Source organism: Streptomyces sp. NPDC001920 (assembly GCF_053594495.1).
On sequence record NZ_JBSFEP010000005.1, the window covers coordinates 294,296 to 319,045 of the forward strand.

General features: G+C 71.8%; 21 protein-coding genes. 8 read left to right on the forward strand and 13 right to left on the reverse strand.

The genetic code is table 11. From position 1 onward, the window contains the following. Positions 1-3: 3 nt before the first annotated feature. The 3 genes from ACWCPI_RS10950 to hypE are packed head-to-tail and all read left to right on the forward strand — an operon-like array spanning position 4 to position 2,487. Positions 4-285 carry a HypC/HybG/HupF family hydrogenase formation chaperone gene (locus ACWCPI_RS10950; protein ID WP_451037817.1) on the forward strand — a complete coding sequence of 94 codons (282 nt, stop codon included), beginning with the start codon at positions 4-6 and terminating at the stop codon, positions 283-285. After that, positions 282-1,424 carry a hydrogenase formation protein HypD gene (hypD, locus tag ACWCPI_RS10955; protein WP_451037818.1) on the forward strand — a complete coding sequence of 381 codons (1,143 nt, stop codon included), beginning with the start codon at positions 282-284 and terminating at the stop codon, positions 1,422-1,424. The genes ACWCPI_RS10950 and hypD overlap by 4 nt, the downstream gene beginning before the upstream one ends. Next, entirely contained in the window at positions 1,417-2,487 is a 1,071-nt protein-coding gene (gene hypE, locus ACWCPI_RS10960) for a hydrogenase expression/formation protein HypE (protein WP_451037819.1), read from the forward strand. The genes hypD and hypE overlap by 8 nt, the downstream gene beginning before the upstream one ends. A 54-nt stretch (positions 2,488-2,541) precedes the next feature. Here the strand turns inward: hypE and hypA are convergent, their stop codons facing one another. The 10 genes from hypA to ACWCPI_RS11010 all read right to left on the reverse strand — a co-directional run bounded on the left by hypA (position 2,542) and on the right by ACWCPI_RS11010 (position 13,492). Beyond that, positions 2,542-2,892 (reverse strand): hydrogenase maturation nickel metallochaperone HypA, encoded by a 351-nt coding sequence (gene hypA, locus ACWCPI_RS10965; RefSeq protein WP_388795298.1) that lies wholly within the window; start codon positions 2,890-2,892, stop codon positions 2,542-2,544. Positions 2,893-2,899: 7 nt separating this feature from the next. After that, complete coding sequence (locus tag ACWCPI_RS10970; protein ID WP_388795295.1) at positions 2,900-3,049, reverse strand: hypothetical protein; 150 nt, start codon at positions 3,047-3,049, stop codon at positions 2,900-2,902. Between the two features lie 73 nt (positions 3,050-3,122). Beyond that, complete coding sequence (locus tag ACWCPI_RS10975) at positions 3,123-3,329, reverse strand: hypothetical protein (protein WP_388795292.1); 207 nt, start codon at positions 3,327-3,329, stop codon at positions 3,123-3,125. A 39-nt stretch (positions 3,330-3,368) separates the two neighbouring features. Then, positions 3,369-3,965 (reverse strand): DUF5947 family protein, encoded by a 597-nt coding sequence (locus ACWCPI_RS10980; RefSeq protein ID WP_451037820.1) that lies wholly within the window; start codon positions 3,963-3,965, stop codon positions 3,369-3,371. Continuing rightward, complete coding sequence (locus ACWCPI_RS10985) at positions 3,962-4,525, reverse strand: NifU family protein (protein WP_451037821.1); 564 nt, start codon at positions 4,523-4,525, stop codon at positions 3,962-3,964. Before ACWCPI_RS10985 ends, ACWCPI_RS10980 begins: the two co-directional genes overlap by 4 nt. After that, on the reverse strand, positions 4,518-6,311 hold the full coding sequence (locus ACWCPI_RS10990; RefSeq protein WP_451037822.1) for a nickel-dependent hydrogenase large subunit: 1,794 nt from the start codon (positions 6,309-6,311) through the stop codon (positions 4,518-4,520). Before ACWCPI_RS10990 ends, ACWCPI_RS10985 begins: the two co-directional genes overlap by 8 nt. Positions 6,312-6,380: 69 nt before the next feature. After that, entirely contained in the window at positions 6,381-7,469 is a 1,089-nt protein-coding gene (locus ACWCPI_RS10995; protein WP_451037823.1) for an NADH-quinone oxidoreductase subunit B family protein, read from the reverse strand. Position 7,470: 1 nt separating this feature from the next. Next, on the reverse strand, positions 7,471-8,997 hold the full coding sequence (locus tag ACWCPI_RS11000) for a hypothetical protein (RefSeq protein WP_451037824.1): 1,527 nt from the start codon (positions 8,995-8,997) through the stop codon (positions 7,471-7,473). Between the two features lie 147 nt (positions 8,998-9,144). Then, positions 9,145-9,951 carry an aminoglycoside adenylyltransferase domain-containing protein gene (locus tag ACWCPI_RS11005; protein WP_451037825.1) on the reverse strand — a complete coding sequence of 269 codons (807 nt, stop codon included), beginning with the start codon at positions 9,949-9,951 and terminating at the stop codon, positions 9,145-9,147. 166 nt (positions 9,952-10,117) lie between these two features. Next, positions 10,118-13,492: a pyruvate carboxylase gene (locus ACWCPI_RS11010; protein ID WP_451037826.1), complete on the reverse strand. Its 3,375-nt coding sequence runs from the start codon at positions 13,490-13,492 to the stop codon at positions 10,118-10,120. 140 nt (positions 13,493-13,632) lie between these two features. On the opposite strand from ACWCPI_RS11010, the gene ACWCPI_RS11015 reads away from it, so the two are divergent. The 4 genes from ACWCPI_RS11015 to ACWCPI_RS11030 all read left to right on the forward strand — a co-directional run bounded on the left by ACWCPI_RS11015 (position 13,633) and on the right by ACWCPI_RS11030 (position 21,529). Beyond that, on the forward strand, positions 13,633-15,708 hold the full coding sequence (locus tag ACWCPI_RS11015) for a SpoIIE family protein phosphatase (protein ID WP_451037827.1): 2,076 nt from the start codon (positions 13,633-13,635) through the stop codon (positions 15,706-15,708). 167 nt (positions 15,709-15,875) lie between these two features. Further along, a complete protein-coding gene (locus tag ACWCPI_RS11020; RefSeq protein ID WP_451037828.1) occupies positions 15,876-18,350 on the forward strand; it encodes a SpoIIE family protein phosphatase in 2,475 nt (824 codons plus the stop codon). Between the two features lie 330 nt (positions 18,351-18,680). Then, positions 18,681-19,736, forward strand: coding sequence for a DUF1611 domain-containing protein (locus ACWCPI_RS11025; RefSeq protein WP_451037829.1), 1,056 nt, complete (start codon positions 18,681-18,683; stop codon positions 19,734-19,736). Continuing rightward, positions 19,733-21,529 (forward strand): ATP-binding cassette domain-containing protein, encoded by a 1,797-nt coding sequence (locus ACWCPI_RS11030; RefSeq protein ID WP_451037830.1) that lies wholly within the window; start codon positions 19,733-19,735, stop codon positions 21,527-21,529. Before ACWCPI_RS11025 ends, ACWCPI_RS11030 begins: the two co-directional genes overlap by 4 nt. 130 nt (positions 21,530-21,659) lie before the next feature. Here the strand turns inward: ACWCPI_RS11030 and ACWCPI_RS11035 are convergent, their stop codons facing one another. Then, the gene (locus ACWCPI_RS11035) at positions 21,660-21,953 is read right to left on the reverse strand and encodes a hypothetical protein (RefSeq protein ID WP_451037831.1); all 294 of its coding nucleotides are present in this window, start codon (positions 21,951-21,953) and stop codon (positions 21,660-21,662) included. A gap of 173 nt (positions 21,954-22,126) precedes the next feature. Between ACWCPI_RS11035 and ACWCPI_RS11040 the strand changes: the two genes are divergently transcribed. Beyond that, positions 22,127-22,750, forward strand: coding sequence for a glyoxalase (locus ACWCPI_RS11040; RefSeq protein ID WP_451037832.1), 624 nt, complete (start codon positions 22,127-22,129; stop codon positions 22,748-22,750). Between the two features lie 23 nt (positions 22,751-22,773). Here ACWCPI_RS11040 and ACWCPI_RS11045 read toward each other — a convergent pair whose 3' ends face one another. After that, positions 22,774-23,160 (reverse strand): hypothetical protein, encoded by a 387-nt coding sequence (locus ACWCPI_RS11045; protein WP_451037833.1) that lies wholly within the window; start codon positions 23,158-23,160, stop codon positions 22,774-22,776. A 4-nt stretch (positions 23,161-23,164) separates the two neighbouring features. Continuing rightward, positions 23,165-24,595 carry a hypothetical protein gene (locus tag ACWCPI_RS11050; protein WP_451037834.1) on the reverse strand — a complete coding sequence of 477 codons (1,431 nt, stop codon included), beginning with the start codon at positions 24,593-24,595 and terminating at the stop codon, positions 23,165-23,167. Between the last annotated feature and the right edge of the window lie 155 nt (positions 24,596-24,750).

The following is a 24,750-nucleotide window of genomic DNA, read 5'->3' on the forward strand; positions in this document are numbered from 1 at the left end:
CCCATGTGTTTGGCAGTGCCCGGCAAGGTCGTGGCCATCGAGGCCGGCGCCGACCCGCTCACCGGGCTGATCGACTTCGGCGGAGTGCAGAAACAGGCGTGCCTGGAGTACGTCCCCGATGTGCGGGTCGGTGAGTACGTCATCGTGCACGTCGGGTTCGCGCTCCAGCGTCTGGACGAGGAGTCGGCCCTGGCCTCGCTGAAGCTCTTCGAGGAACTGGGGCTGCTGGAGGAGGAGTTCGGGGACGCCTGGGAGCAGGCGGCGAAGGAGGCGGGAACCGCGTGAGGTACATCGACGAGTTCAACGACCCCGAGCTGGCCCGCCGGCTGCTGGAGGAGATCCGCGCCACCGCCACCCGGCCCTGGGCCCTGATGGAGGTGTGCGGCGGGCAGACGCACTCGATCATCCGGCACGGCATCGACCAACTGCTTCCGGAGCAGGTGGAGTTGATCCACGGACCCGGCTGTCCGGTGTGCGTCACGCCCCTGGAGGTCATCGACAAGGCACTGGAGATCGCCGCGCGGCCCGGGGTGATCTTCTGTTCCTTCGGCGACATGCTCCGGGTTCCGGGCACCGACCGCGACCTGTTCCGGGTCAAGGGCGAGGGCGGTGACGTCCGGGTGGTCTACTCACCGCTCGACGCCCTGGAGCTGGCCCGCCGCAACCCGGACCGCGAGGTGGTGTTCTTCGCCATCGGCTTCGAGACGACGGCCCCCGCCAACGCCATGGCCGTGCACCAGGCGCGCCGTGAGGGCCTGCCCAACTTCAGTCTGCTGGTCTCCCACGTGCGGGTGCCCCCGGCCGTCGAGGCCATCATGACGGCACCGAGCTGCCGGGTTCAGGGCTTCCTGGCCGCCGGGCACGTGTGCAGCGTGATGGGCACCGCCGAGTACCCGGAGCTCGCCGAGCGGTTCCGCGTCCCGATGGTGGTGACCGGCTTCGAACCGCTGGACATCCTGGAGGGCATCCGCCTGGCGGTCCGCCAGCTGGAGCGCGGGGAGCACCGGGTGGAGAACGCCTACCCGCGTGCCGTGCGCGCGGAGGGCAACCCGGCCGCGGTGCGCATGATCGAGGAGGTCTTCGAGGTCACCGACCGCAACTGGCGCGGGATCGGGCGCATCCCTAAGAGCGGCTGGCGGCTGACGGACGCCTTCCGCGCCTACGACGCCGAGCACCGCTTCGACGTCTCGGGCATCCGTACCGAGGAGCCCGCCGAGTGCCGCAGCGGCGAGGTGCTGCAGGGGCTGATCAAGCCGACCGAGTGCGCCGCGTTCGGCACCACCTGCACCCCGCGCACCCCGCTCGGCGCCACCATGGTCTCCAGCGAGGGCGCCTGCGCGGCCTACTACCTGTACCGCCGGATGAGCGCGACGACGCCGAGGGCCGACCGGTCCGCGCGTGAGGAGATGAACCCCGTTGCCTGAACGACTCGCCGATGTGGTCGACCCGGCCGGCTGGACCTGCCCCGCTCCCCTGCGCGACCAGCCGGTCGTGGTGATGGGGCACGGTGGCGGAGGGGCCCTGTCGGCCGAGCTGATGGAGCAGGTCTTCGCCCCCGCCTACGGCAACGCCACCCTCGCCGCGCTCACCGACTCCGCCGTCCTGGAGCTGGGCGGGGCGCGGCTGGCGTTCTCCACCGACTCGTACGTGGTCCGGCCGCTGTTCTTTCCCGGCGGCTGCCTCGGTGACCTCGCGGTCAACGGCACCGTCAACGACCTGGCGATGAGCGGTGCCAGGCCCGCGTACCTCTCCGCCGCCTTCGTGCTGGAGGAGGGCGTGGAGCTGACCGTGGTCGAGGGGGTCGCGCGGGCCATGGGGGCGGCGGCCGAGGCCGCGGGGGTCACGATCGCGACGGGTGACACCAAGGTGGTGGAGTCCGGGCACGGTGACGGGGTGTACGTCACCACGGCAGGGGTGGGGGTCGTGCCCGACGGGGTGGACATCCGGCCGCAGCAGGCGCGGCCCGGGGACGCCGTCATCGTCAGCGGGCCGATCGGGCTGCACGGAGTCGCGATCATGAGCGTCCGGGAAGGGCTGGAGTTCGGGGTGGAGGTCGCCAGCGACACGGCGCCGCTGGCGGATCTGGTGGCGGCGATGCTGGCCGTCACCGCGGACATCCATGTGCTGCGGGATCCCACCAGAGGTGGTCTGGCGGCGGCCCTCAACGAGATCGCCCGTGCTTCCGGGACCGGTGTGCGGCTGCGCGAGCGGGACGTTCCGGTGCCGGACGCGGTGGCGAACGCCTGCGGGTTTCTTGGGCTCGACCCCCTGTACGTGGCCAACGAGGGTCGGCTGGTCGCCTTCGTGCCGCCGTCGGCCGCCGAGGAGGTCCTCGCGGCGATGCGCGCCCATCCGCAGGGCGCCGGGGCCGCGCTGATCGGCGAGTGTGTCGCCGACCACCCCGGCATGGTCGTGGTCGCCACCGGCCTCGGCGGCACCAGGGTGGTGGACCTGCCGCTGGGCGAGCAGTTGCCGCGCATCTGCTGACGGGCGTGACGGGGCCCCGCCGGTGCGTGCGTGCACCGGCGGGGCCCCGTCGTATCAGGGCATGGCCGGTTCGATCGCGGTGATCTCCAGTTCCCGGCCGCTGCGCAGCTCGGTGGAGGGCCGGTCACAGCGCGGGCACCAGAAGAACGGTGGCATGCCCACCGCGAACTCCTCGGTGCACGGCTCGCACCACGCCTGCGCGGGCACCTGCTCGACCACGAGGCGGGCCGTGGCGAGGGCGGTGCCGTCGCGGGCCACCTCGAAGGCGAAGTCCAGGGCGTCGGGGACGACCCCGGCCAGTTCGCCGACTCTGACGGTCACCGCGGCAACGGTGTCCGTCCCGTCGGCCCGGGCCAGTTCCCCGGCCCGCTCGACGATCGCGGTCGCGACGGACAGTTCGTGCACGGCCGGCTCACGGGTAGCGGTGGCCGGCGCGGAATCCGCCGGCCATGCGCCAGATCCGCATCTCCCGCCGCAGGCTGGGCAGTTCCCAGGCCAGCAGGGCCAGCGCGGCGGCGCCCATCACGACGGCCTCCGCCTTCAGCACCCGTCGGCCGCTCATCGCGGCTCCTCTGCCCGCGGTGGCGGACGTACGTGCCAGTTGGACGTTCATTGCGGCGACTCCCAGCTGTGTGTCATCCCGGCGAGATGTTCGGCATGGACTCCGCGAGGGCGTCGTGCCGCTTCCAGTGGATCCCGGTGGACCGGCGCGCGTCGGAGGTGCCGTCCGCGTGGTGACCGGTCTGGTCCTTGTACCGGCCCCTGTTGCCCTGGTGCATTCCGGTCACGTGCCGGGGGGTGTCGGGCCTTGCCTGGGCCTTGCCCACTCTGATGGTGCCCATGGGTGATCTCCTTCCTCGTCTCCGCCGCGCGCGGTACGCTCACGGCCGCTCGGCGAGCTCCCCGAAGAACTGTTCGACGGCCGGCCAGATCCGGCCGCCGCCGGACAGGCCCCGCCATTCCCGCCGTACGACGGCGACCATCCGGTAGCAGTCGTCGATCGGGACGATCCAGTGGTGGTCGAGGCCGTGGACGGTGTTCACCAGCAGTGCCTCCACCTCGGGTTCCACGCCGGCGAGCTGTGGACACGTCTCGGCCAGCCGCTGCCAGGCCGAGGCGTCCACCTCCCACCGCATGGCACCCGCCGGGCTGGGCCCCTGGGCGGTGACCGTGCCGTCCGCCCGGGGCACGAAGAAGACCAGTCCGACGGGTACGCCCAGGACGGCCGTGTCGACCCGGGGCAGCCGGGTCCGGCGCCGGGGCACCAGCCGGTAGTGGCCGTCGCCCGCTCCACCCCGGTCGAACAGCACCGAGCAGGGGCCGCAGGCGCAGTGCACCTCGTCCTTCGCGGTGTCGTAGAGGTGGGCGTGGTCACCGGCCACCGGCGCGGCGCACAGGTCGCACACTTCCGCCTCGTCCGTCGCGGTGCGGTCGGCCGAGGAGCGGATGAGGCGGGCCAGGGCGCCGTCCGTGGTCACGGTGTGCCCCGGTGCGTGAGGGTGGCCAGCGGGACGAAGGCCGGCGCCTGGCGCCGGCCGGGGGCGGCCGGCAGCGGTTCCACGGCCGTCAGTTCCGGAGCGGCGGCGAGCACGGCCGCCCGTACCGCGTCGGTGACGTCGACCGCGCCGGAGCCGCACCCCGAGCCGCACCCGCCGCCGGAGCTGAGGCGCACCCGGGCCACCTGGCCCTCGACACCGGCCCACTCGACGTCGCCGCCGCGTTCGCGCACCGCGGGGCGCAGCCGCTCGACCGCGCGGGCCGCCCGGCGCTCGGCGGGCTCGGGGTGGATGTCGTGCAGGACCAGCAGGTGGTCGAGCAGCTCGTCGTCGGCGAGGCGTTCGGCCAGAGCGGCGTCCGCGAGGTCCAGGACGCGGGCCAGTGCCTCGCCGTAGACCTCGGTGAGCAGCCGTACCGCCTCGGTCGCCGGGCGGGTGGTGGGGCCGGGCGCGGACTCCAGGCTCTCCAGGACCTCGTCGAGGCGGGCGAGCCGGGCCTCGACGTCCGGGGCGGCCAGTCGTGGCGCGCCGGACTCAGCCATGGTTCGCTCCGTACGTCGGTGAGTGCAGGGTGGTCAGGGTCTTGCCCTTGCCGACGTACATGTGGACACCGCACGGCAGGCACGGGTCGAAGCTGCGGACGGTGCGCATGATGTCGACGCCCTTGAAGTCGTCGGGGCCGTTCTCCTCGAAGATCGGCTGGCCCTGGACGGCGTCCTCGTACGGGCCGGGGGTGCCGTACATGTCGCGGGGGCTGGCGTTCCACGGGGTGGGCGGGTACGGGTGGTAGTTGGCGATCTTCTTGTCCTTGATCACCAGGTGGTGGGAGAGGACACCGCGCACCGCCTCGTGGAAGCCGCAGCCGATGGCCTCGTCGGGTACCTCGTAGTTCTCGAAGACCTTGGTGTCGCCGGCGCGGACCAGGCCCATGGCCTCTTCGAGGAACTGCAGGGACATGGCGGCCGCGTAGGCGATGAAGTAGGGGCGGGCGCGGTCCCGTTCGAGGGTGTTGCTCCACCTCGGGATGTGCCACTCCAGGGTGGTCTCCGGCAGGCTCTCGCCCTTCGGCAGCGAGATGCGGACGCTGCTGCCGGTGGCCTTGACGTAGGGGGTGTCGACGATGCCGCTGAGCGCGGTGGACCACAGCCGGGCCAGCGGGCCGCCGCCGGTGTCCAGGGCGAGGTGGTCCCCGGTGCGCGGGTCGAGCCAGCGCGGGCTCATCACCCAGCTGTACTTGTCGTCGAAGTTCCGCTTCTGCGGCACCGGGACGGTGGTCTGGTTCCACGGGTGGCGCATGTCGACGGGGTTGCCGAGCGGGTCGTGGGTGACGAACGGGTCCTCGTTCACCCAGTCCTCGTAGAACGAGCTGCCCAGCATGATGCGCAGACCGAGGTTGATGTCGACGAGGTTGTTGGTGACCAGTTCGCCGTCGACCACGATGCCCGGGGTGACGTACATCGCCTTGCCCCAGGTGTTCATCGTCTCGTAGCGGTAGTCGACGACCTTGGGGTCCTGGAAGGCGCCCCAGCAGCCCAGCAGGACGCGGCGGCGGCCGACCTCCTCGTAGCCGGGCAGGGCCTCGTAGAAGAAGTCGAAGACGTCGTCGTTGAGGGCCACCGCCTTCTTGATGAAGTCGATGATCCGCATGAGCCGGCTGAGGTAGTCGGTGAAGACGGTGGGTGTCGGCATCGTGCCGACGCCGCCCGGGTACAGCGTGGACGGGTGGACGTGCCGGCCCTCCATCAGGCAGAACATCTCGCGCGTGATCCGGCTGACCTTCAGGGCTTCCTTGTAGATCTCGCCCTCGAAGGGGTTGAAGGCCCGCATGATGTCGGCGATCGTCCGGTAGCCGTGGATGTCGCCGCGGGGGGCCTCGGTGCGTTCCGCGCGGGCCAGTACCGAGGGGTTGGTGGCCTTGACCATCGCCTCGCAGAAGTCCACGAAGACCAGGTTGTCCTGGAAGATCGTGTGGTCGAACATGTACTCGGCCGCCTCGCCGAGGTTGACGATGTGCTCGGCGAGCAGCGGCGGCTTCACGCCGTACGCCATCTGCTGGGCGTAGTCGGAGCAGGTGGTGTGGTTGTCACCGCAGATGCCGCAGATGCGGGAGGTGATGAAGCCGGCGTCGCGCGGGTCCTTGCCCTTCATGAACACCGAGTAGCCGCGGAACAGCGACGAGGTGCTGTGGCACTCCACGACTTCCCGGTTGGCGAAGTCGATCTTCGTGTAGATGCCCAGGTTCCCGATGATCCGGGTGATCGGATCCCAGGACATGTCCACGAGCTGTGGTGGTTTGCGCTCCGTGGGCCGGGCCTCGGTGGTCGTCATCTGCGGTACTGCCCCTCGCTGTAGGTGTTCGGTGGCCGGGTGGTGGGTGGGGTGGCTGGTCGTCCGGTGTCAGGGACGCCAGCGCGGGTTGTAGCCGCTGGTGAGCTTGCGCTTGTTGTGGCGCCACCTGGGCTCGTGGTTGACCAGCTCGTTCGTCATGCCGCGCAGGCGGCGGATGACGGCGCCGTACGGCTTGATGGCGAGCGACGACAGGGTGCCGCCGGGCGGCTCGTCCATGAACGGCATGAACGCGTCGGGGAAGCCGGGCATGGTGCAGCCGATGCAGATGCCGCCGACGTTCGGGCAGCCGCCCAGGCCGCCCATCCAGCCGCGCTTGGGCACGTTGCAGTTGACGACCGGACCCCAACAGCCCGTCTTGACCAGGCATTTGGGCGAGTTGTAGTCCTTCGCGAAGCTCGCCTGCTCGTAGTAGGAGCCGCGGTCGCAGCCCTCGTGCACGGTCTTTCCGAACAGCCACTGCGGGCGCAGCATGTGGTCCAGCGGTGGCGGGGGCGCGGAGCCGGCCGCGTGGTAGAGGACCCAGACCAGGGTCTCCATGAAGTTCTCGGGCTGGATCGGGCAGCCGGGCACGTTCACCACGGGCAGGCCGGCCCTGGACTTGAAGTCCCAGCCCAGGTAGTCCGCGAGGCCCATGCAGCCGGTCGGGTTGCCGGCCATCGCGTGGATGCCGCCGAACGTGGCGCAGGTGCCCGCGGCCACCACCGCCCACGCCTTCGGGGCGAGCTGGTCGATCCACCAGTTCAGGGTCTGCGGTTCGCCGGTCTCCGGGTCGTTGCCGAAGGATGTCCAGTAGCCGTCGCCCTTGATGATGTTCTGGTTGGGGATCGAACCCTCGATGACCAGGATGAACGGGGACAAATCGCCCCGAGCCGCCGCTCGGTAGGGAACGAGGAAGTCCTCGCCGCCGAGGCTCGGCGACAGCACCTTGTTGACCAGGTTCACCTTCGGCAGGCCGGGGATGAGACCGAGCACCAGGTCCTCGATCGAAGGCTGGTCGGCGGCGGTCAGGGAGACCGTGTCGCCGTCGCAGCTCATCCCCTCCGAGATCCAGAGGATGGTGATCTCGTCGATGCCCTGCCGGTCCTCGGCGCGACTGGGTTCGCCGCTGACCTCCGTGGTGCTGCTGTGCGTCGTCATGTCATCGGCCTCCGGCTGCGGGGGATTCGGATGGGGCGGACTTCGGGGCGGGGTCCAGGGGCTCGACTTCGTCGGGCCGGAAGTAGTGGAAGCGGCCGTACCAGGTGTGCAGTTCGGCCGCGGGATCGTCGTCGAGCGTGACCGCGAACTGCACGCTGCCGTCCACGTCGTGGAAGACGGCAGCGATCTCGGCGGTCCGCCCGGCCAGGAACATGTCCTGGGCGTCGGCGTTGCGTCGCGGGCGAAGCCGCACCCGGCTGCCGCCGCCGAGGGGAACGCCGTCGACCAACACCGTCTCGGTGGACGGGGAGAGCCCGTCGTCGGCGCCCTCCTGCCACCAGGCCGGGCGCTCGGGCGGGGCGGACGCCGGCGCGGCCGGGGCCAGGGAGCGGACGGCGCCGTGCAGGCGTGCGAAGACCTCCGGGGGCATGGTCTCGACCCGGTCGAGGATCGCGGCGGCCCGTGCGTCGGTGGCGCGTGCCTCGCGCTTCTCCTCGTCGGTCAGCAGCATCGTCCGCAGGGTGAGGATCTCGTCGATCTCGGCCGCGTCGTGCAGGTCACCGGGGCTCTCCGGGGCCACCTGGGGGTGGTCGGGGAGGATGATCGGGGCCGACAGGACCACGGGGCCGGTACCGGGTTCGCCGTCGGGCGAGGTGGCGGGTTCAGGACCGGGGAGGGTGCCGCCGAGGACGGGGAAGGTGAACTCGTTGCGGCAGGCGCCCACGTGGGCGGCCAGGTCCTCGGGCGGGTCGATCAGCGAGACGAACTCCACTCCGTCACCGCCGATCAGGGTGTGGGTCGCGATGAGCGCGCGGCGCAGCGCCTCGTCGCGCGCGGTGCCCGGCCGCGGCGCGGGCCCCGTGTTCGTGGTGCGCACCTGGAGCCGGCAGATTTCCGGCGTCAGCGGTTCGGCGGTGACGGTGACGCTCGCCCGCACCTCTTCGCGACACCGCTCCACGCGCCCGGCGTGTCCCGGCAGCGGCTCGGTCTCCGCACCGGCCGCCGACACCACGGGAACCGTGTGCTCACCGTGCAGCAGACCGGCCAGGGGGACGGTGACGTCGGCCTCACGCGGCACCGCTTCGTCGAACGTCAGGTGCACGGTGCCGTCGTCGGTGCGCAGCGACTCGACGGCACGGTGGTCCCCGTCCCGGCCGTCCGTCTCCCACACCTGCTTGCGCTGCATCTGCAGGTACCGGAGCCTGACCCGCACTTCGGCGTCGGACCGCAGGATCCGCACCAGGCACTCGGTCCGCTGGTACCAGGAGTCGGCGGAACCGGAGAGACCGGGGACCACCGGGCCGTCGGCCTCCACCCAGTCCCGGGGGAAGAGCACACCGAACTGCCATCGCACCCGGTTCTTCGCCGAGGAGCGGCGGTACGGGTAGAGCAGATACCCCTCGTAGAGGACGGCGTCGGCGACGGCACTCACCTGCTCGAAGGCGCGCAGGGCCGGATCGGACGGCAGGTCGGTGCCGCCGCTCGGGGCGGCACAAGCCGTGCCGCGTTCGGCCAATCCCTCGGACATCGCGCCTCCTCGCCGCCGTGTGCACGCCGATCCCTTCCACCACGGTCACACCCTTCACTCCTCCTCGCCCCTCCGGCGCAGCCTCACTGAGCCGTTCGGGCGGCGGGACCGCGCGGGGCCGGGAGGCGGGAGGCGGGAGCCGTTGCCTCAGCGGGCCCGGTACGTCCCGGCGGTCTCGTCGACGCGTTCGGCCACCCAGGCCAGGAAGGCGCGCACATCGGCGGTGGGCAGAGCGGCCGCGTCGCCGCGGGAGGGGCGTTCATAGCTGCGCAGGGCGGCGGTCACGAGCGCCCGGAACGGCTCCTCGGCCGCCGCGACCGCCTCCGCCGCCCGGCGCTTGGCCTGCCAGCGGCCCGTACGGCAGAACTGCACGGATCGGCAGCCGTTGAGGACCCGGTTGTCCGCGAGATGGCCTTCGCCGGCGCTGTGCTCGCGCACCGAGGCACGGATCGCGCTCAGCACGTCGGCACGGTCGGGCTCGGCGATCACCTCCCCCGCCGGCCTGCCGTACAGCACACGCCCCGCCCGGTGCGCGACGGAACGGTCGATGACGTACCAGAACGCCGGGGACTCGGCCGGGTCGAAGCTGACCTTGCCGGGCAGCGACGGGCCGGTGTTGAGGTCCAGCAGGTATCCGGCCTCGCCGGACGGCCGGGCCGCGAAGTCCGCACCGTAGACCACCAGCTCCAGGCCCGCCGCGGGGCAGGGCAGCGCGGGGTGCGCGAGTACGGCGGCCAGTTCGGGCAGCGCGGACCCGGGAAGCGCCCCGTCCACGACCACGGTCACGTCGATGTCGCTGCGCCCGTGCCGGTAGTCGCCGAGCGCGACCGAGCCGACGGCGATGACGCTCACCAGGTGAGCTCCGCACACGGCCCGCGTGCGGTGGACGAGTTCCTGGAAACAGGGGCGGAGTTCGGCCGGTACGGAGTTCGGGTCCACGGGAGTACGGGTCATACCGTCAGTGTCGGCCCCGGTGCGCGGCGGGGCATGCGGTCCGCGGCGGGGACCCCGCGGGCGGACCCGGCGACCACTGCTGACACCTCGTCAGAACGCCTGCGCCCCGCGGAGGTTCCTCCCCGCGGGGCGCAGGCGGCGTTCGGCAACTCGGGCAGCGGCGGCCTCAGGCGAGTTCCACGAGCAGATCGCCGCCCTCGACCTGCTGGATGGGGTTGATGGCCAGGCGGGCCACCGTGCCGGACTTCGCGGCGGTGATCGACGCCTCCATCTTCATCGCCTCGATGGTGGCCACCGTGTCCCCGGCCGACACCTCGTCCCCCTCGGCGACCGTGAGGGTCACCACGCCGGCGAACGGCGCCGCGACATGGCCCGGGTTCGCCCGGTCGGCCTTCTCGGTGACCGGGACGTCCGAGGCGGCCGCCCGGTCGCGGACCTGGATCGGCCGCAACTGGCCGTTCAGGGACGACATCACGGTCCGCATGCCGCGCTCGTCCGCGTCGCCGACGGCCTGCAACTCGATCAGCAGCCGCACGCCGCGTTCCAGGTCGACGCCGTACTCCGTGCCGGGGCGCAGCCCGTAGAAGAAGTCCTTGCTGTCCAGCACGCTGGTGTCGCCGTAGGTGTCGCGGTGCGTCTCGAACTCCCGCGTCGGGCCCGGGAACAGCAGCCGGTTGAGCGTCGCCCGCCGGTCCTTGGCCAGGCCCTCGCGGTCGTCGCCGTTCAGTTCCTGCACCGGCTTGGCCTCGGCGCGGCCTCGCAGCGCCTTGCTCCGCAACGGCTCGGGCCAGCCGCCGGGCGGGGTGCCCAGCTCGCCGCGCAGGAAGCCGATGACGGAGTCGGGGATGTCGAAGCGGTCCGGCTCCGCCTCGAAGTCGGCCGGGGACACGCCGGCACCCACCAGGTGCAGGGCCAGGTCGCCGACCACCTTCGAGGAGGGGGTGACCTTCACCAGGCGGCCCAGCATCCGGTCGGCGGCGGCGTACATCGCCTCGATCTCCTCGAAACGGTCGCCCAGGCCCAGCGCGACCGCCTGGGTACGCAGGTTGGACAGCTGCCCGCCGGGAATCTCGTGGTGGTAGACGCGGCCGGTCGGCGAGGCGAGGCCCGCCTCGAAGGGGGCGTAGACCTTGCGGACGCTCTCCCAGTACGGCTCCAGGTCGCCGACGGCCTGGAGGTCGAGGCCGGTGGGCCGTTCGGAGTGGTCGGTCGCGGCGACGATCGCCGACAGCGACGGCTGCGAGGTCGTGCCGGCCATGGAGGCCACCGCCCCGTCCACCGCGTCCGCGCCGGCCTGGATCGCGGCGAGGTAGGTGGCGAGCTGGCCGCCCGCGGTGTCGTGGGTGTGGATGTGCACCGGCAGGTCGAACTCCCGGCGCAGCGCCGACACCAGCTTCGCGGCGGCCGGCGCCCGCAGCAGGCCGGCCATGTCCTTGACGGCCAGGACGTGGGCGCCGGCGTTCACGATCCGCTCGGCCAGGCGCAGGTAGTAGTCGAGGGTGTAGAGCTTCTCGGACGGGTCGGACAGGTCGGAGGTGTAGCACAGGGCCACCTCCGCGACGGCCGTCCCGGTCTCCCGTACCGCCTCGATGGCGGGCCGCATCTGGTCGACGTCGTTGAGGGCGTCGAAGATGCGGAAGATGTCGATGCCGGTGGCCGCAGCCTCCTGCACGAACGCGTCGGTCACCTCGGTGGGATACGGCGTGTAGCCCACGGTGTTGCGGCCGCGCAGCAGCATCTGCAGGCAGATGTTCGGCGCGGCCTCCCGCAGCGCCGCCAGGCGCTCCCACGGGTCCTCGGCGAGGAAGCGCAGCGCGACGTCGTAGGTCGCGCCGCCCCAGCACTCCAGGGACAGCAGCTGCGGCAGGGTGCGGGCCACCACCGGGGCGACGGCGAGCATGTCCTTGGTGCGCACCCTGGTGGCGAGCAGCGACTGGTGGGCGTCGCGGAAGGTGGTGTCGGTGACGCCGATGGTCGGCGAGGCACGCAGCCAGTTCGCGAAGCCCTCCGGGCCGAGTTCGGCGAGCCGCTGCCGGGAACCGGGGGGCGGATCGCCTGCCGGGAGCGCGGGCAGCTTGGTCAGCGGGTCGACCAGGTCGGGCCGTTCCCCGTGCGGCTTGTTCACGGTGACGTCGGCCAGGTAGGTGAGCAGCTTCGTGCCGCGGTCGGCGGAGTGGCGGGCGGTGAGCAGGTGCGGGCGCTGCTCGATGAACGACGTGGTGACCCGGCCGGCCTGGAAGTCGGGGTCGTCCAGCACGGCCTGCAGGAAGGGGATGTTGGTGGCCACGCCGCGGATGCGGAACTCGGCCACGGCACGCCGGGCGCGGCCCACCGCGGTGTCGAAGTCGCGGCCCCGGCAGGTGAGCTTCACCAGCATCGAGTCGAAGTGCGCGCTGATCTCCGTACCGGCGTGGGTGGTACCGCCGTCGAGGCGGATGCCCGAGCCGCCCGGTGAGCGGTAGGCGCTGATCCGGCCGGTGTCCGGGCGGAATCCGTTGGCGGGGTCCTCGGTGGTGATACGGCACTGGAGGGCGGCGCCGCGCAGGGTGACCGTCTCCTGGGCCAGGCCGAGGTCGGCGAGGGTCTCGCCGGCGGCGATGCGCAGCTGCGACTGCACCAGGTCGACGTCGGTGACCTCCTCGGTCACGGTGTGCTCGACCTGGATGCGCGGGTTCATCTCGATGAAGACGTGGTTGCCGTCGCGGTCGAGCAGGAACTCCACCGTGCCGGCGTTGCGGTAGCCGATCTGCCGGGCGAAGCGCACGGCGTCGGCGCAGATGCGGTCGCGCAGGGCGGGGTCGAGGTTCGGCGCGGGGGCGAGTTCGATGACCTTCTGGTGGCGCCGCTGCACCGAGCAGTCCCGCTCGAAGAGGTGGATGACGTCGCCCTGGCCGTCGGCGAGGATCTGCACCTCGATGTGGCGGGGCTCGACGACGGCCTTCTCCAGGAAGACGGTGGGGTCACCGAACGCGGACGCCGCCTCGCGGGACGCCGCCTCGATGGCCTCGCGCAGCTGGGCGGGCTCCTCGACCCGCCGCATGCCGCGCCCGCCGCCGCCCGCCACCGCCTTGACGAAGACGGGGAACCCGATGCCGTCCGCGGCGCGGACCAGCTCGTCCACGTCCCTGGACGGCTGCGAGGAACCCAGGACGGGTACGCCCGCATCCCGTGCGGCGGCCACCGCGCGCGCCTTGTTCCCGGTCAGCTCCAGGATGTCCGCGCTCGGTCCGACGAAGGTGATGCCGGCCTCCTCGCACGCGCGGGCCAGGTCGGGGTTCTCGGACAGGAAGCCGTAGCCCGGGTAGACGGCGTCCGCTCCCGCACGGCGGGCCGCGCGGACTATCTCCTCCACGGACAGATAGGCGCGCACCGGATGCCCCGGCTGGCCGATCTCGTAGGCCTCGTCCGCCTTCAGCCGGTGCAGGGAGTTGCGGTCCTCGTACGGGAAGACGGCGACGGTGCGTGCGCCCAGCTCGTAGCCCGCGCGGAACGCACGAATGGCGATCTCGCCGCGGTTGGCTACCAGCACCTTGCGGAACATCTTGATCCCTTCAGCCTGCCGGTGACGGAGCACCCATGGTGTCGGTGGGACTGCGTTCACGCCATGTGAGCCGGGCCACTTGCGGCCTAGGCTGTCCTTGAGCCCGATGTGGTCAAGGGTGGTGTGAGCGAGGTGCCCTCATGACCGGCGCGAGTCACCGCGGTGCACGTGCCCCCGATGCGACCGGCGAAACGCCGGACCGCCGCACGTTCGCGATGGGTCACGCCGGGGTGTTCCAGGACCTGCTGCCGCTCGCCCTGTGGGTGGTCGACGCCGACGGGCTCCTCGTGCAGTGGTCGCTCGCCGCGCAGGACCTGCTGGGTCACACCCCGGAGCAGATGCTGGGGCAGGACGCCAGGCGCGTACTGGTGCCCGAGGAGAACCGGGAGCTGGCCGACCGGCTGGCCCGAGCGGTGTCCACGGGGGCGGCGGTGGTCGCCCGGCTGCCGGTCCGGCATCGCGACGGGACCCTCGTCGACATGGAGATGTGGCACTGCCCGATCGCGGACGGGCGGGGCGGTACCGGCGTGCTGGCCATCGCGGCGGAGACATCCGCGGTGGAGCGGATGCGGGACGCGCTGGCCGCCCTGGAGGGGCTGTTCACCCAGTCCCCGATCGGACTGGCCATGCTCGGCCCCGACCTGCGCTTCCTCCGGGTCAACGAGGCACTGGCCCGGATGGACGGCGTCCCGGTGGCGGCGCACGTCGGCAGACGGGTCACCGACGTCGCCCCCGGCGCCGGCGCGCTGGAGGCGGTGATGCGGCGGGCCTTCGACCGGGGTGAGGCGGTGGTGGACTTCCGCCACACCTCCGGCGCGGGTGACCCGGAGCGGCAGCGGACGTGGTCGTGCTCGTACGCCCCCTTGCTCGGCGGGGCCGGCCAGCGCATCGGGGTGATCGCCTCGCTGATCGACGTCACGGAGGGGCAGCGGGCCCACCTGGAGGCCGAGCGGGCACGGCGGCGGCTCGCCCTGCTGGCGGAGGCCGGTACACAGATGGGCTCCACGCTGGATCTGGCGCAGACGGCGCGGGAGGTGGTCCGCGTCCTGGTGCCGCGGCTGGCCGACTCCGCCGACGTCCAGCTGCTGGAGGAGGCGGTGGCACCGGACGAGACCGCCGCGTCGGCACACGGCGTGGTGCGCCGGGTCGCGGCGGTCTTCACCGATCCGGACGCGCCGGCCGACGACCTCGCGGTGGGCATGACCTTCCAGCTTCCGCGCGGCTCGGTGTACGAGCAGGTGATGAGTGCGGGGCGGCCCATGAACCTGTATCTGGCCGACATCGGACCGCTGATCCACACGCCCGGCGCCGACCGGCTGCGCGGGTATCTGCGTGCCCGTGTGGGCGCGGCGCGCCTGATCCCGCTGGTGGCCCGGGGCACGGTGCTGGGAGCGGTGGTGGTCACCCGGACCCGCGACCGGGAACCGTTCGACGACCAGGACGTCCTGCTGATCGACGAGCTGGTCGCCCGGGCCGCGCTGAGCATCGACAACGCCCGCATGTACAGCCGCGAACGTGATGCGGCCCTGACGCTCCAGCGCAGCCTGATGAACACCTCCCTGCCCACGGTCGGCGGACTGGAGCTCACCGGGCGCTATCTGCCGGCCGGTGACCACGAGGTCGGCGGAGACTGGTTCGACGCCGTGGCCCTGCCGGACGGCCGGACCGCCCTGGTGATCGGGGACGTGATGGGGCACGGCATCCACGCCGCGGCGGTCATGGGCCAGCTGCGCACGGCGGTGCGGACCCTGGCCCGCCGGGACACCGCGCCCGACCAGGTGCTGCGCTCCCTGGACGCCGCCGTGGCCGACCTGGGCGACAACGAGATGGCCACCTGCCTGTACGCCGTCCACGATCCGGTCGCCGGCCACTGTCTGATCACCAGGGCCGGCCACCCGCCTCCCGTGGTCGTCGACGAGCGGGGGACGGTCGCCTTCCTGGACGGACCGGCGGGACCGCCGCTCGGCGTGGGCCGGCAGGACTGGGAGGTGGAGCGGCTGGTCCTCGCGCCGCACAGCCTCCTGGTGACCTACACCGACGGTCTGATCGAGACCCGGGGCACGGATCTCGACCAGGGCATGCGCCGGCTGGCCCACGCGGTGCGGCAGCCCGGCCGTCCTCTGGAACAGGTCTGCGACGACCTCCTGGCCCTCGTCATGCCCGAGGTCGCGGACGACGACGTGGCGGTGCTCCTCGCCCGGGCACTGCCCCGGTGACCGGGTCCCGGACCGGCGGCGGCATCACCCGGGGGACCGCTCCGGTCGCGCCGACGAGGCACCCACAGCCGATACTGGAATGAGCCACTGCAAAGGCAGCATGCGGAACGGCAGGAGCGCCCGGGGCGCTTACCACGGCCCCGTGAACGGCGCGAGATGGGTGGGCGATGCACAAGACACCCCCGACGTCGCTCAGCGAGAGCCCGGAGGATCCGTTCTCGATCCACCGGTCCGCGTCGGCCGTGCTGGACGGCCGCGGGCGGGTCGTCGCCTGGAGCGAGCAGGCCACCACGCTCCTGGGGTACCGGGCCGACGAGGTGCTGGGCCGCCCGGTGCGCGACGTCCTGGTCGACAGCCACGACGAGCATCTGATCGCCGAGGCGACCGAGGCGTGTCTGGAGGAAGGCGGCTGGTACGGGCTGCTGCCGGTCAGCGACCGCACGGGACACCGCGTGTACGTGGGGTTCAGGGCACGCAGGGTGCAACGGCTGGACTCCACCGTCGAGTGGCTCCTCGTCGGCTCCCTCGCCGAGGACATCGTCCAGTGGCACATCGACCGGGCCGTGCTGGACGGGTTCTTCATCCGCTCGCCGGTGGGTGTCGCGGTGCTCGGCCCGGACCTGCGCGTTCTGCGGGTGAACCGGGCGATCGCACGGTTCGGCGGTCTGCCGACCGAGGCGTACCACGGGCATCGCACCTCCGACTTCCTGCTCGGCCCGGACTCGGAGCTGATCGAGGAGCGGCTCCGGCGGGTCCTGGAGACCGGTGAGCCCATGATCTTCGCCGAGCAGACCTGCCGGTTGCTGCGGGACCCCGGTAAGGAACTGATCGTCTCCGTGTCGGCGTTCCGCATGAAGGATCCCTCCGGCAAGGTGCTGGGGGTCACCGAGATCGTCGAGGACGTCACCGACCGCCATCGGGCCCGTCGGCGGCTCGCGCTGCTCAGCGAGGCCGGTGCGAGCATCGGCAGCACCCTGGACGTGGCGAGGACCGCGCGCGAACTGGCCGAGGCGGCGGTCCCCACCCTGGCCGACGCCCTCTCGGTGGATCTGCTGGAACCCGTGCCCCGCGGGGAGGAGCCCGCTCCGGACGCCATGGGCCCCTTGCGCCGCATGGCGGTACGCAGCGTCCGGCCGGAGGCGCTGCAGGTGATGTATCCCGTCGGCCATCTCTTCACGTTCCCCGAGGACACCGCGCCGACCCGCTGCCTGGCCGAACGGCGGGCGGTCCTGGAGCCTCTCCTGGAGGCCAACCGCGGGTGGTTCACGGCCGACGCGGAGCGCGCCGAGCGGGCCCTGGCGCTGGGCGTCCACTCGCTGATGGTCGTACCGCTGGCCGCCCGCGGGGTCATCCTCGGGCTGGTCTGCCTGTGGCGCTCGCAGCGGGCCGAGCCGTTCGAGCAGGACGACCTCACCCTGGCGGAGGAGTTCGCGGCACGGGCCGCGGTCTGCATCGACAACGCCCGCCGCTACACCCAGCAGCACAACGCCGCCGAGGCGCTCCAGCGCAGCCTGCTGCCGAGCGAGGTGCCCGATCACCCGGCGGTCGAGACGGCCCACCGCTACCAGCCCGCGCAAGCCTCCACCGGGGTCGGCGGTGACTGGTTCGACGTCATCCCGCTGTCGGGGCTGCGTGTCGCACTGGTCGTCGGGGACGTCGTCGGGCACGGCATGCACGCCTCGGCGACCATGGGCCGACTGCGCGCCGCCGTGCAGACGCTGGCCCACCTCGACCTGGCCCCCGAGGAGGTCCTCGCCCGGCTGGACGACCTGGTGGACCAACTGGCCCTCGAACAGCAGGCAGCCGACGGAGGCACTCCCCGGATCGTCGGCGCGACGTGTCTGTACGCGATCTACGACCCGGTCTCCCGGCACTGCGCCGTGGCTCGCGCCGGGCACCCGCCGCCGACCGTGCTGGGCCCGGACGGCCGGGTGCGCGCGATCGACATCCCCGCGGGGCCGCCGCTCGGCGTGGGCGGGCTGCCGTTCGAGACGGCCGAACTCGAACTGGACGAGGGCAGTCTGATCGCCCTGTACAGCGACGGCCTCCTCAGGGCCGAGACCCGCGACATGGATCGGGGCCTGGCGGTGCTGCGTGCCACGCTGGCCGGTCCAGCCAATTCCCTGGAGCACACCTGCAAAGCGGTCGAGGACGCCATGCTGCCCGACCGCCCCGCCGACGACGTCACGCTGCTGCTGGCCCGGACCCGGGTGCTGCCGGCGCAGAACGTGTCCACCTGGCAGCTCTCCGCCGAGCCCACCGCCGCCGGCCGGGCCCGGGCGCTGGTGCGGGACCAGCTGGCGCAGTGGGGCCTGGAGGACCATGCCTTCACCACCGAGCTGATCGTGAGCGAACTGGTCACGAACGCCTACCGGTACGCGGGGGGACCGGTCCTGCTGCGACTGATCCGGGACGGTCACCTCATCTGTGAGGTCTCCGACACCAGCAGCACCTCGCCGCACCTTCGCCAGGCCCGTGGCACGGACGAGGGCGGCCGGGGCCTGTTCCTGGTGGCCCAGTTGTCCGAACGGTGGGGAACCCGTTATGGCCGCGAGCGAAAGACCATCTGGGCCGAACAGCCGCTGGCGGCACGTCAGGAGGACCTGGGCGTCCGGCGTTTCACGACCGACGAACCGAGCTGACGGCGCCGCAGCGCAAGGCCGTCCTCGCCGCGCGAACGGCACGAACGGCTCTCCCGTCGTCCTTCACCCGGATGGCTGGCGCTCATGAGAGCCGGGGGGATTCCGGATTGCCGCATATGACGGAGGCCGGAGTGCGCGCTCTGCGAACGCGGCGGATGCTGGTGCTCCGCGGGACCTCGGGACAAGGAGAAATCCATGCAGAGCGTGCGGTTCGATTCTTCCGGTCGACAAGAGGTGGCGAAGGTTTCCTACACGGCCCGCCGCCTTGTCGAACTGGGTTACGGAAGCACGAGAACACTGGGGCTGAGCACGGGAAATGAGCCTCCACGGATGGGTGACCTGGTGCTGTGCAGGGTGGCCGAGATCGGTCAGCACCGATTCCTCGGGCAGGTGCACGGAAAGCGGAACCGGCTGTTCGTCGGCGACCGGATCGTCGTCTCCTACGGCGCGCGCTACGCCCCTGACCAGTTCGAGGCGGAGGTGCCCGCCGACCTCGGTCCCTGCGACCTGGTCGCCGGTGGCGGCATAGCGGGACGGGTCGTGTCCTCCCACTCCCGGATGAAGTCCCCCACCCGGGTGGAGCCCCTGGGCCTGGTCTGCGACGAGGACGGCGAAGTCATCAACCTCGCCCGCCTGGCCCGGCCCGTGGTGCCCGCCCTCGCTCCGCGCCCGCGCACCATCGCCGTGCTGGGCACCTCGATGAACGCCGGCAAGACGACCGTGGCGGCCGCCCTCATCCGCGGGTTGAGCCTGGCCGGCCACCGGGTCGGCGCGGCGAAGGTGACCGGTACGGGTGCGCCAGGGGATCCGACGCTGATGGCGGACGCGGGCGCGGCGCGGGTGATCGACTTCACCGATATGGGCTTCCCCACCACGTACCAACTGCCGATGCCGCAGGTGATCCGCATTCTGCGCAGCACCATCACGGATCTGACGAGTCACCAGGCGGACGCGATCGTGCTGGAGGTCGCGGACGGGATCCTGCAACGGGAGACGGCGGCGCTGATGCGGACGCCGGAGTTCCGAGCCGGCGTGGACGCCATCGTGTTCGCGGCCGGTGATTCGGTGAGCGCGGTGGCGGGGGTACGGCTGCTGCGTGAGGAAGGTCTTCCCGTCGCCGCCCTGAGCGGGGTGCTGACGGCCTCGCCGCTGGCCACGGCCGAAGCGCTGACCGGCGTGGACATCCCCGTGTACGCGGCGGCTGCACTCTCCGACCCTGCCGTCGCCACTCATGTGCTCGCGGGCGGCGTCACAGGCGGGAGCGTCGTGGCGGGCGGCGGTCTGTGCGAGGACGCCGGCCGGCTGACGGACCTCGGCGGACTGCCGCAGGAGCACGGGCGGCTTGCGGACCACGACGGCCCTCTGACGGCCGAAACCGTGGCGTGACGGCGGCGGGACGGCAGCGCGTCCGGATGCCGCACACGCTCGGCGGTGTGCGGCGCCGTCTGATGCTGCTGCTGGTACTCGCGGGTTTCGGCCAGGCGGTGTGCGTGGTCGGTTTCGCTCTCCTGGTGCACGGTGCGGCCTACCGCATCACGCACGGCGGGGAGGCGGGCTCCGGCCACGACCGCAACGCCTTGTACACGCACGTCGCCGGTTACCCGCCCACCGCGCTGGCCGTCGGGCTGGTCACGTCGGCCTGCGCGACCGTGTTGCTCAAGGCGGCGGGTGAACCGCTCGCCGAGCGACTGGCCCAGAGTTACGTGCACAGCATCAGGATGCGGCTGTTCGACCATGTCGCCGGCAGCGAGGCGGGTGGACCGTACCGGCGCACGGTCGGTGTGACCGTGCTGCGCTTCACCGGGGACGCCTCCGCGCTGCGGTTGTGGATCAGCAAGGGTGTGGCGCCGATTCTGGTGGACGGGGTGTTCGTGGCGTGCGCCCTCGGCGTCCTGGCGGTCGTGGCGCCGGTGGTCGGCGCGCTGTCGGCGGCGCTGGTCCTGCTCGCCGCGGCCACCGTCGCGGTGCTGGGGCGGCGGCTGCGCCGACGGGTAAGCGAGACCAGACGGTACAACGGCCGGCTGGCGGCCTTCGTCAACGAACGGGTCACCCACACCGCCGTCATGCAGTCCCTCGGCCGGGTCGAGCAGGAGCGCCGGGTCATGCGCCGGCGCAGCCGTGAGTACGGTCGGGCGATGGTGTGCCAGGCCCGTCTCACCGGAGCGATGTCGGCGACGGCCGAGGCGTGCGGCATCGGGATCCTGCTGATCGTGGTCACGGTGGGCCTGCTGGCGGGCACCGGGTGGGAAGCCCTCGCCTCGCTGCTGACGGTGGCGAACTTCCTCGGCGCACCCTTGTCGTCGCTGGTCCGGGTGCAGGAGCACTGGCAGCTGTCGCGCGTCGCGCGGCGGCGTATCGCCGAGGTCCTCGCGGCACCGGCGCCACTGGGCAGACTGCGCGGAGCCGAGCCGCTCGCGGACGGGCCCGGTCAGCTGGAACTCGCGGACGTACGCGTGGACGGTGTCCTTGAGGCGTCGGCCGTCGCACGCCCAGGGCAGCGGATCGTGCTGCAGGGCCCTCCCGGCTCGGGAAAGTCACTGCTGCTGCGTCTCATCGCGCGACTGCAGGATCCGCACGCGGGGGCCGTGCTGCTCGACGGCCAGGACCTCGCCCGGCACGACCCGGAATCGGTACGCCGGGCGATCAGGCTGACCAGCCCCGAACTGCCCCTGCTGCGCGGCACCGTGGATACGAACCTGAGGCTCGGTGAACCCAGGGACGAGGGCGGGGACGCGGGCCGGGGGCATGCGGACGACGAGTTCGTCGAGGCCCTGGAGGAACTCCTGCCCGAGGGCCTGGGCACCCGCGTGGGCGAGGGCGGGCACGGGCTTTCCATGGCCGCTCGCTACCAGGTGGCGATGGTTCGGGCGCTGCGCGGCGGGCCGCGGGTCCTGCTGCTGGACGAGGCCCGGTCCGAGGAGGCGCTCGGTTCCGATCTGGCGGAACGCCTGTTCCGGCGGTATCCGGGCACGGTCATCTACGTCACCGACGAACCAGCGCTCGCCGCGCGCGCGGACGTGGTCTGGCGCATGGACGACGGCAGGCTGACCGTGCACGAGCCGGTGGGGCGCATCGACGACACGGTGGGGCCTCCGAGGGAGCCGGACACATGTCCTCGCGTCACGCGCGACGACACGCCTGTGGATCACGCTCGGCACACCGCTCGCCCGCCCGGCTGACACCGTAGGACACCGGTGGGTTCCCGACGGCCGGGACGCACAGGACGGCGTGCGCAGCAGCGGGCGGCCAGCCGTCGGCTGACCGCCCGCCCCCTCCGTCACTGACAGAGGGCGTGTCTGAACTGCAGGCTCAGAACGCGCTGTTGTTGCAGCCCATCGTCGAGCCGAGGTGGGTGCCCTGGCTGCCCGCGTCGCCTTCGCCGTTGAGCGCGTTGCCCAGCGCACCGTTGAGCAGGCCGACCACACCGAGGATGCTGATGTTCAGGTCGTGCGACTTGCACTGGGTGCTCTGCTGGACGTGGTAGCTGTTGCCCGGACGACCGTCGCCCCGGCCCCAGCCGTCGGCGTGGGCGGTCCCGGCCGTCAGGAGCCCGACGCTGCCGAGGGCGGCGGCGAGGACAGCGGCCTTGCGAAGCTTGTGCATGCCATCTCCGAGGAAGTGAGGTGAATACTGCTCGTAAAGGAGCAAATTCTTACGACTCGGGAAGATTAAGTAAGAATTGCCCAAATCTCCCTTTGGCGCGCCGGGTTCGGTGATCTTGCATCCGGTCAGGAATCGAGAAGCGCGGTGTCACCGCCCTGACTAGCGTCCTCTTCATGACTTCCATCGAATTCGTCACCCTTGAGGTGACCGACGCCACCGCCGCCGCCCGGTTCTACGCCACCGCCTTCGGTCTGGCCGACGAGGTGCGGCTGCGGGCCTCGGACGCGCCGACGACCGGCTTCCGCGGGTTCACCCTGTCACTGGTGGTCTCCCAGCCGGCGGATGTCGACGCACTGGTCGACGCGGCGGTGAACGCCGGCGCCACCACGCTGAAGCCCCCGTCCAAGTCGCTGTGGGGCTACGGCGGCGTGGTGCAGGCCCCGGACGGGACGATCTGGCAGATCGCGTCGTCGTCGAAGAAGGACACCGGCCCCGCCACGGGGCGGATCGACGAGATCGTGCTCCTGCTCGGCGTGGAGGACGTGAGGGCCGCCAAGCAGTTCTACGTCGAGCACGGCCTCACCGTGGCCAAGAGCTTCGGCGGCAAGTACGTCGAGTTCGCCACCGAGTCGGGATCCGTCAAGCTGGCGCTGTACAAGCGCCGGGGCCTGGCCAAGGTCGCCGGCGTCGCTCCCGAGGGCAGCGGCTCGCACCGGCTCTCGATCGGCGGTGATGCCGGGCCGTTCACCGACCCCGACGGTTTCGCGTGGACCGCGTCGCGGACCGCCTCGCTGTGAACCGCCTCCGGACCGGAACGGGACTAGAACAGGGCGTTCACGCTCTCCTGGATGGTCGTCACGTCCGACGCGAGCGAGGCGGTGGCCTGGACACCGGGGGCGATGAAGCCGAGCCAGCGCAGCAGGATGTTGCGGCGCGGCTCGTCGCGGGTGAGCTCCGTCTGCACATGCTCGGCGGCCTCGACCAACTCCGCCCCGTCCTCGTAGTGCTCCTCGTTGCGGCGGAGTTCGTCCAGCAGCAGTTCCACCGCGGTACGCAGTTCCGCGACCGCCTCGGCATGCTCGGCCTGTGACTGGGTCCCGGTCAGTGTGGCGTGCCCGAGGGCGACCATGCTCTGCTCGATCCGCACGTCCCGGCCGGCCTGGATGCCGGTGTTCCCCTGCGGCCTGTGCACCCCGTGATCCGACATGACGTCACCTCTGTTTCACCGGCTGTGCCGGGTTCTTCGGGCCGCCTCCTCCTCCGGCGCGCACGCTGGACCCCTTGATGGAGATGTCCCGTCCCGCCATCAGACCGGAGTTGTAGATGGTGGTCTGCCGTTGGATGAGGTCGCTGGAGTCGATGTCGTGGTCCTCCAGGAACTGCACGAGGGCGTCCAGAACCCGGTGTTCGATCGTCTTGGAGTACAGCTCCTTGTCCAGTTCCTGGAAGTACCGGTAGAAGAGCCAGTCGCTGGCCTCCTCCCGGAGGCTGAACCGGGCGCCGTAGTCGAAGGTCCGCAGCCGGATCTCGCGCTCCTGTCTGCGCTGGTCACGGTGTCCGGCGAGCGGCTCGAAGAGGTCTTTGACGATCACGAAGGGCGCGCGGACCAGAAGGAAGGGGGTGCGCACGCCGGCATCGGCGGCCAGCCGGCACCACTGCCGGAAGGTGGGGGCGTCGAGGAGCCGGTCCACCGCCCGGTACTTCTCCCGGACGGGCGCGAGCAGACAGCTGGTGCCCTCGATGAACGCGGTGTCACCGCCGGACAGCAGCGCGCATCGCAGGAACAGGGTGCTGACCACTTCGCCGCTCCAGCCGGTGACCCGTATCGCCAGATAGGGCCGGGCCCTGCCCTTGGCGTCCTCGCGCAGCTCGCGCAGCAGGGCGCTCGAGACCTGTGCCCCGGGTGGTCCGGCCGGGTTGCGCAGAACCTCGGCGCGGGTGCGGTCGTCGATTCCGATCAGCAGGTCGGCCCCGTTGACCAGGAGCACGTCGGCGATGTCCATACCGGGCAGTTCGAGGGCCCGGACCCTGGCGGAGACATGGGCGTTGAGCTCGTGGACGGTGAACGGGATGACCTGCTTGCCCGCCTCAGGACGCCCGGTGTTCAGGGCGAACGACCACGTTCTGTAGGTCCCGCCGTGCCCCACGAAGGGCTCGTAGACCGAGGAGACCATGACGTTGCCACGGTCACGGAGTTCGATGGCCTCAAGACGCGCGGCGTCCTTGCGCCTCGGCTCCCGGGGGACGTACCTCGGGTCGAAGTTCTCCCGCTTCAAGTTCCGGGAGACGATGCCGTAGTGCACCGAGACCATCTCGGTGAGCACGACCACCCAGGCCACGAAGAGAGCCGGGAGGAGCAACGCCCCGTACGTGAGCGGCGCGGTGATCAGGACGGCGAGCAGCAGGAGGAGGAGAACGACGTCCCTCAGTCGCTGGCGGGCGCAGGCCGCGAGGGCATGTCGCAGCACGCAACCGAGGTCCACCCCGGGTGACGAGGCGGCGGCACGCCGCGGTTCGTGGACGATCCGGGCGACCGCCTTGCGAGCGAGCCCGAGGTCGGTGTACATCGCCGCGCACAGGTACCGGGTGACGTCATAGGAGAAGTGAGCGGGCGTCAGCCCCGGGGACGGCGACTGCGGCATGGGCGGCGGAGGCGGGGGTGGAGGTGGCGGAGGCGGGGGAGGAACCGGCGCACGCGCCCTGTCGGGCACGGACCAGTCGGGCCGCGGGGGCGGTGGAGGAACGGGAGGGCGGCCGTGAGGTGCGCCGCCCTGAGGGTCGACGGACGGGTTCATCG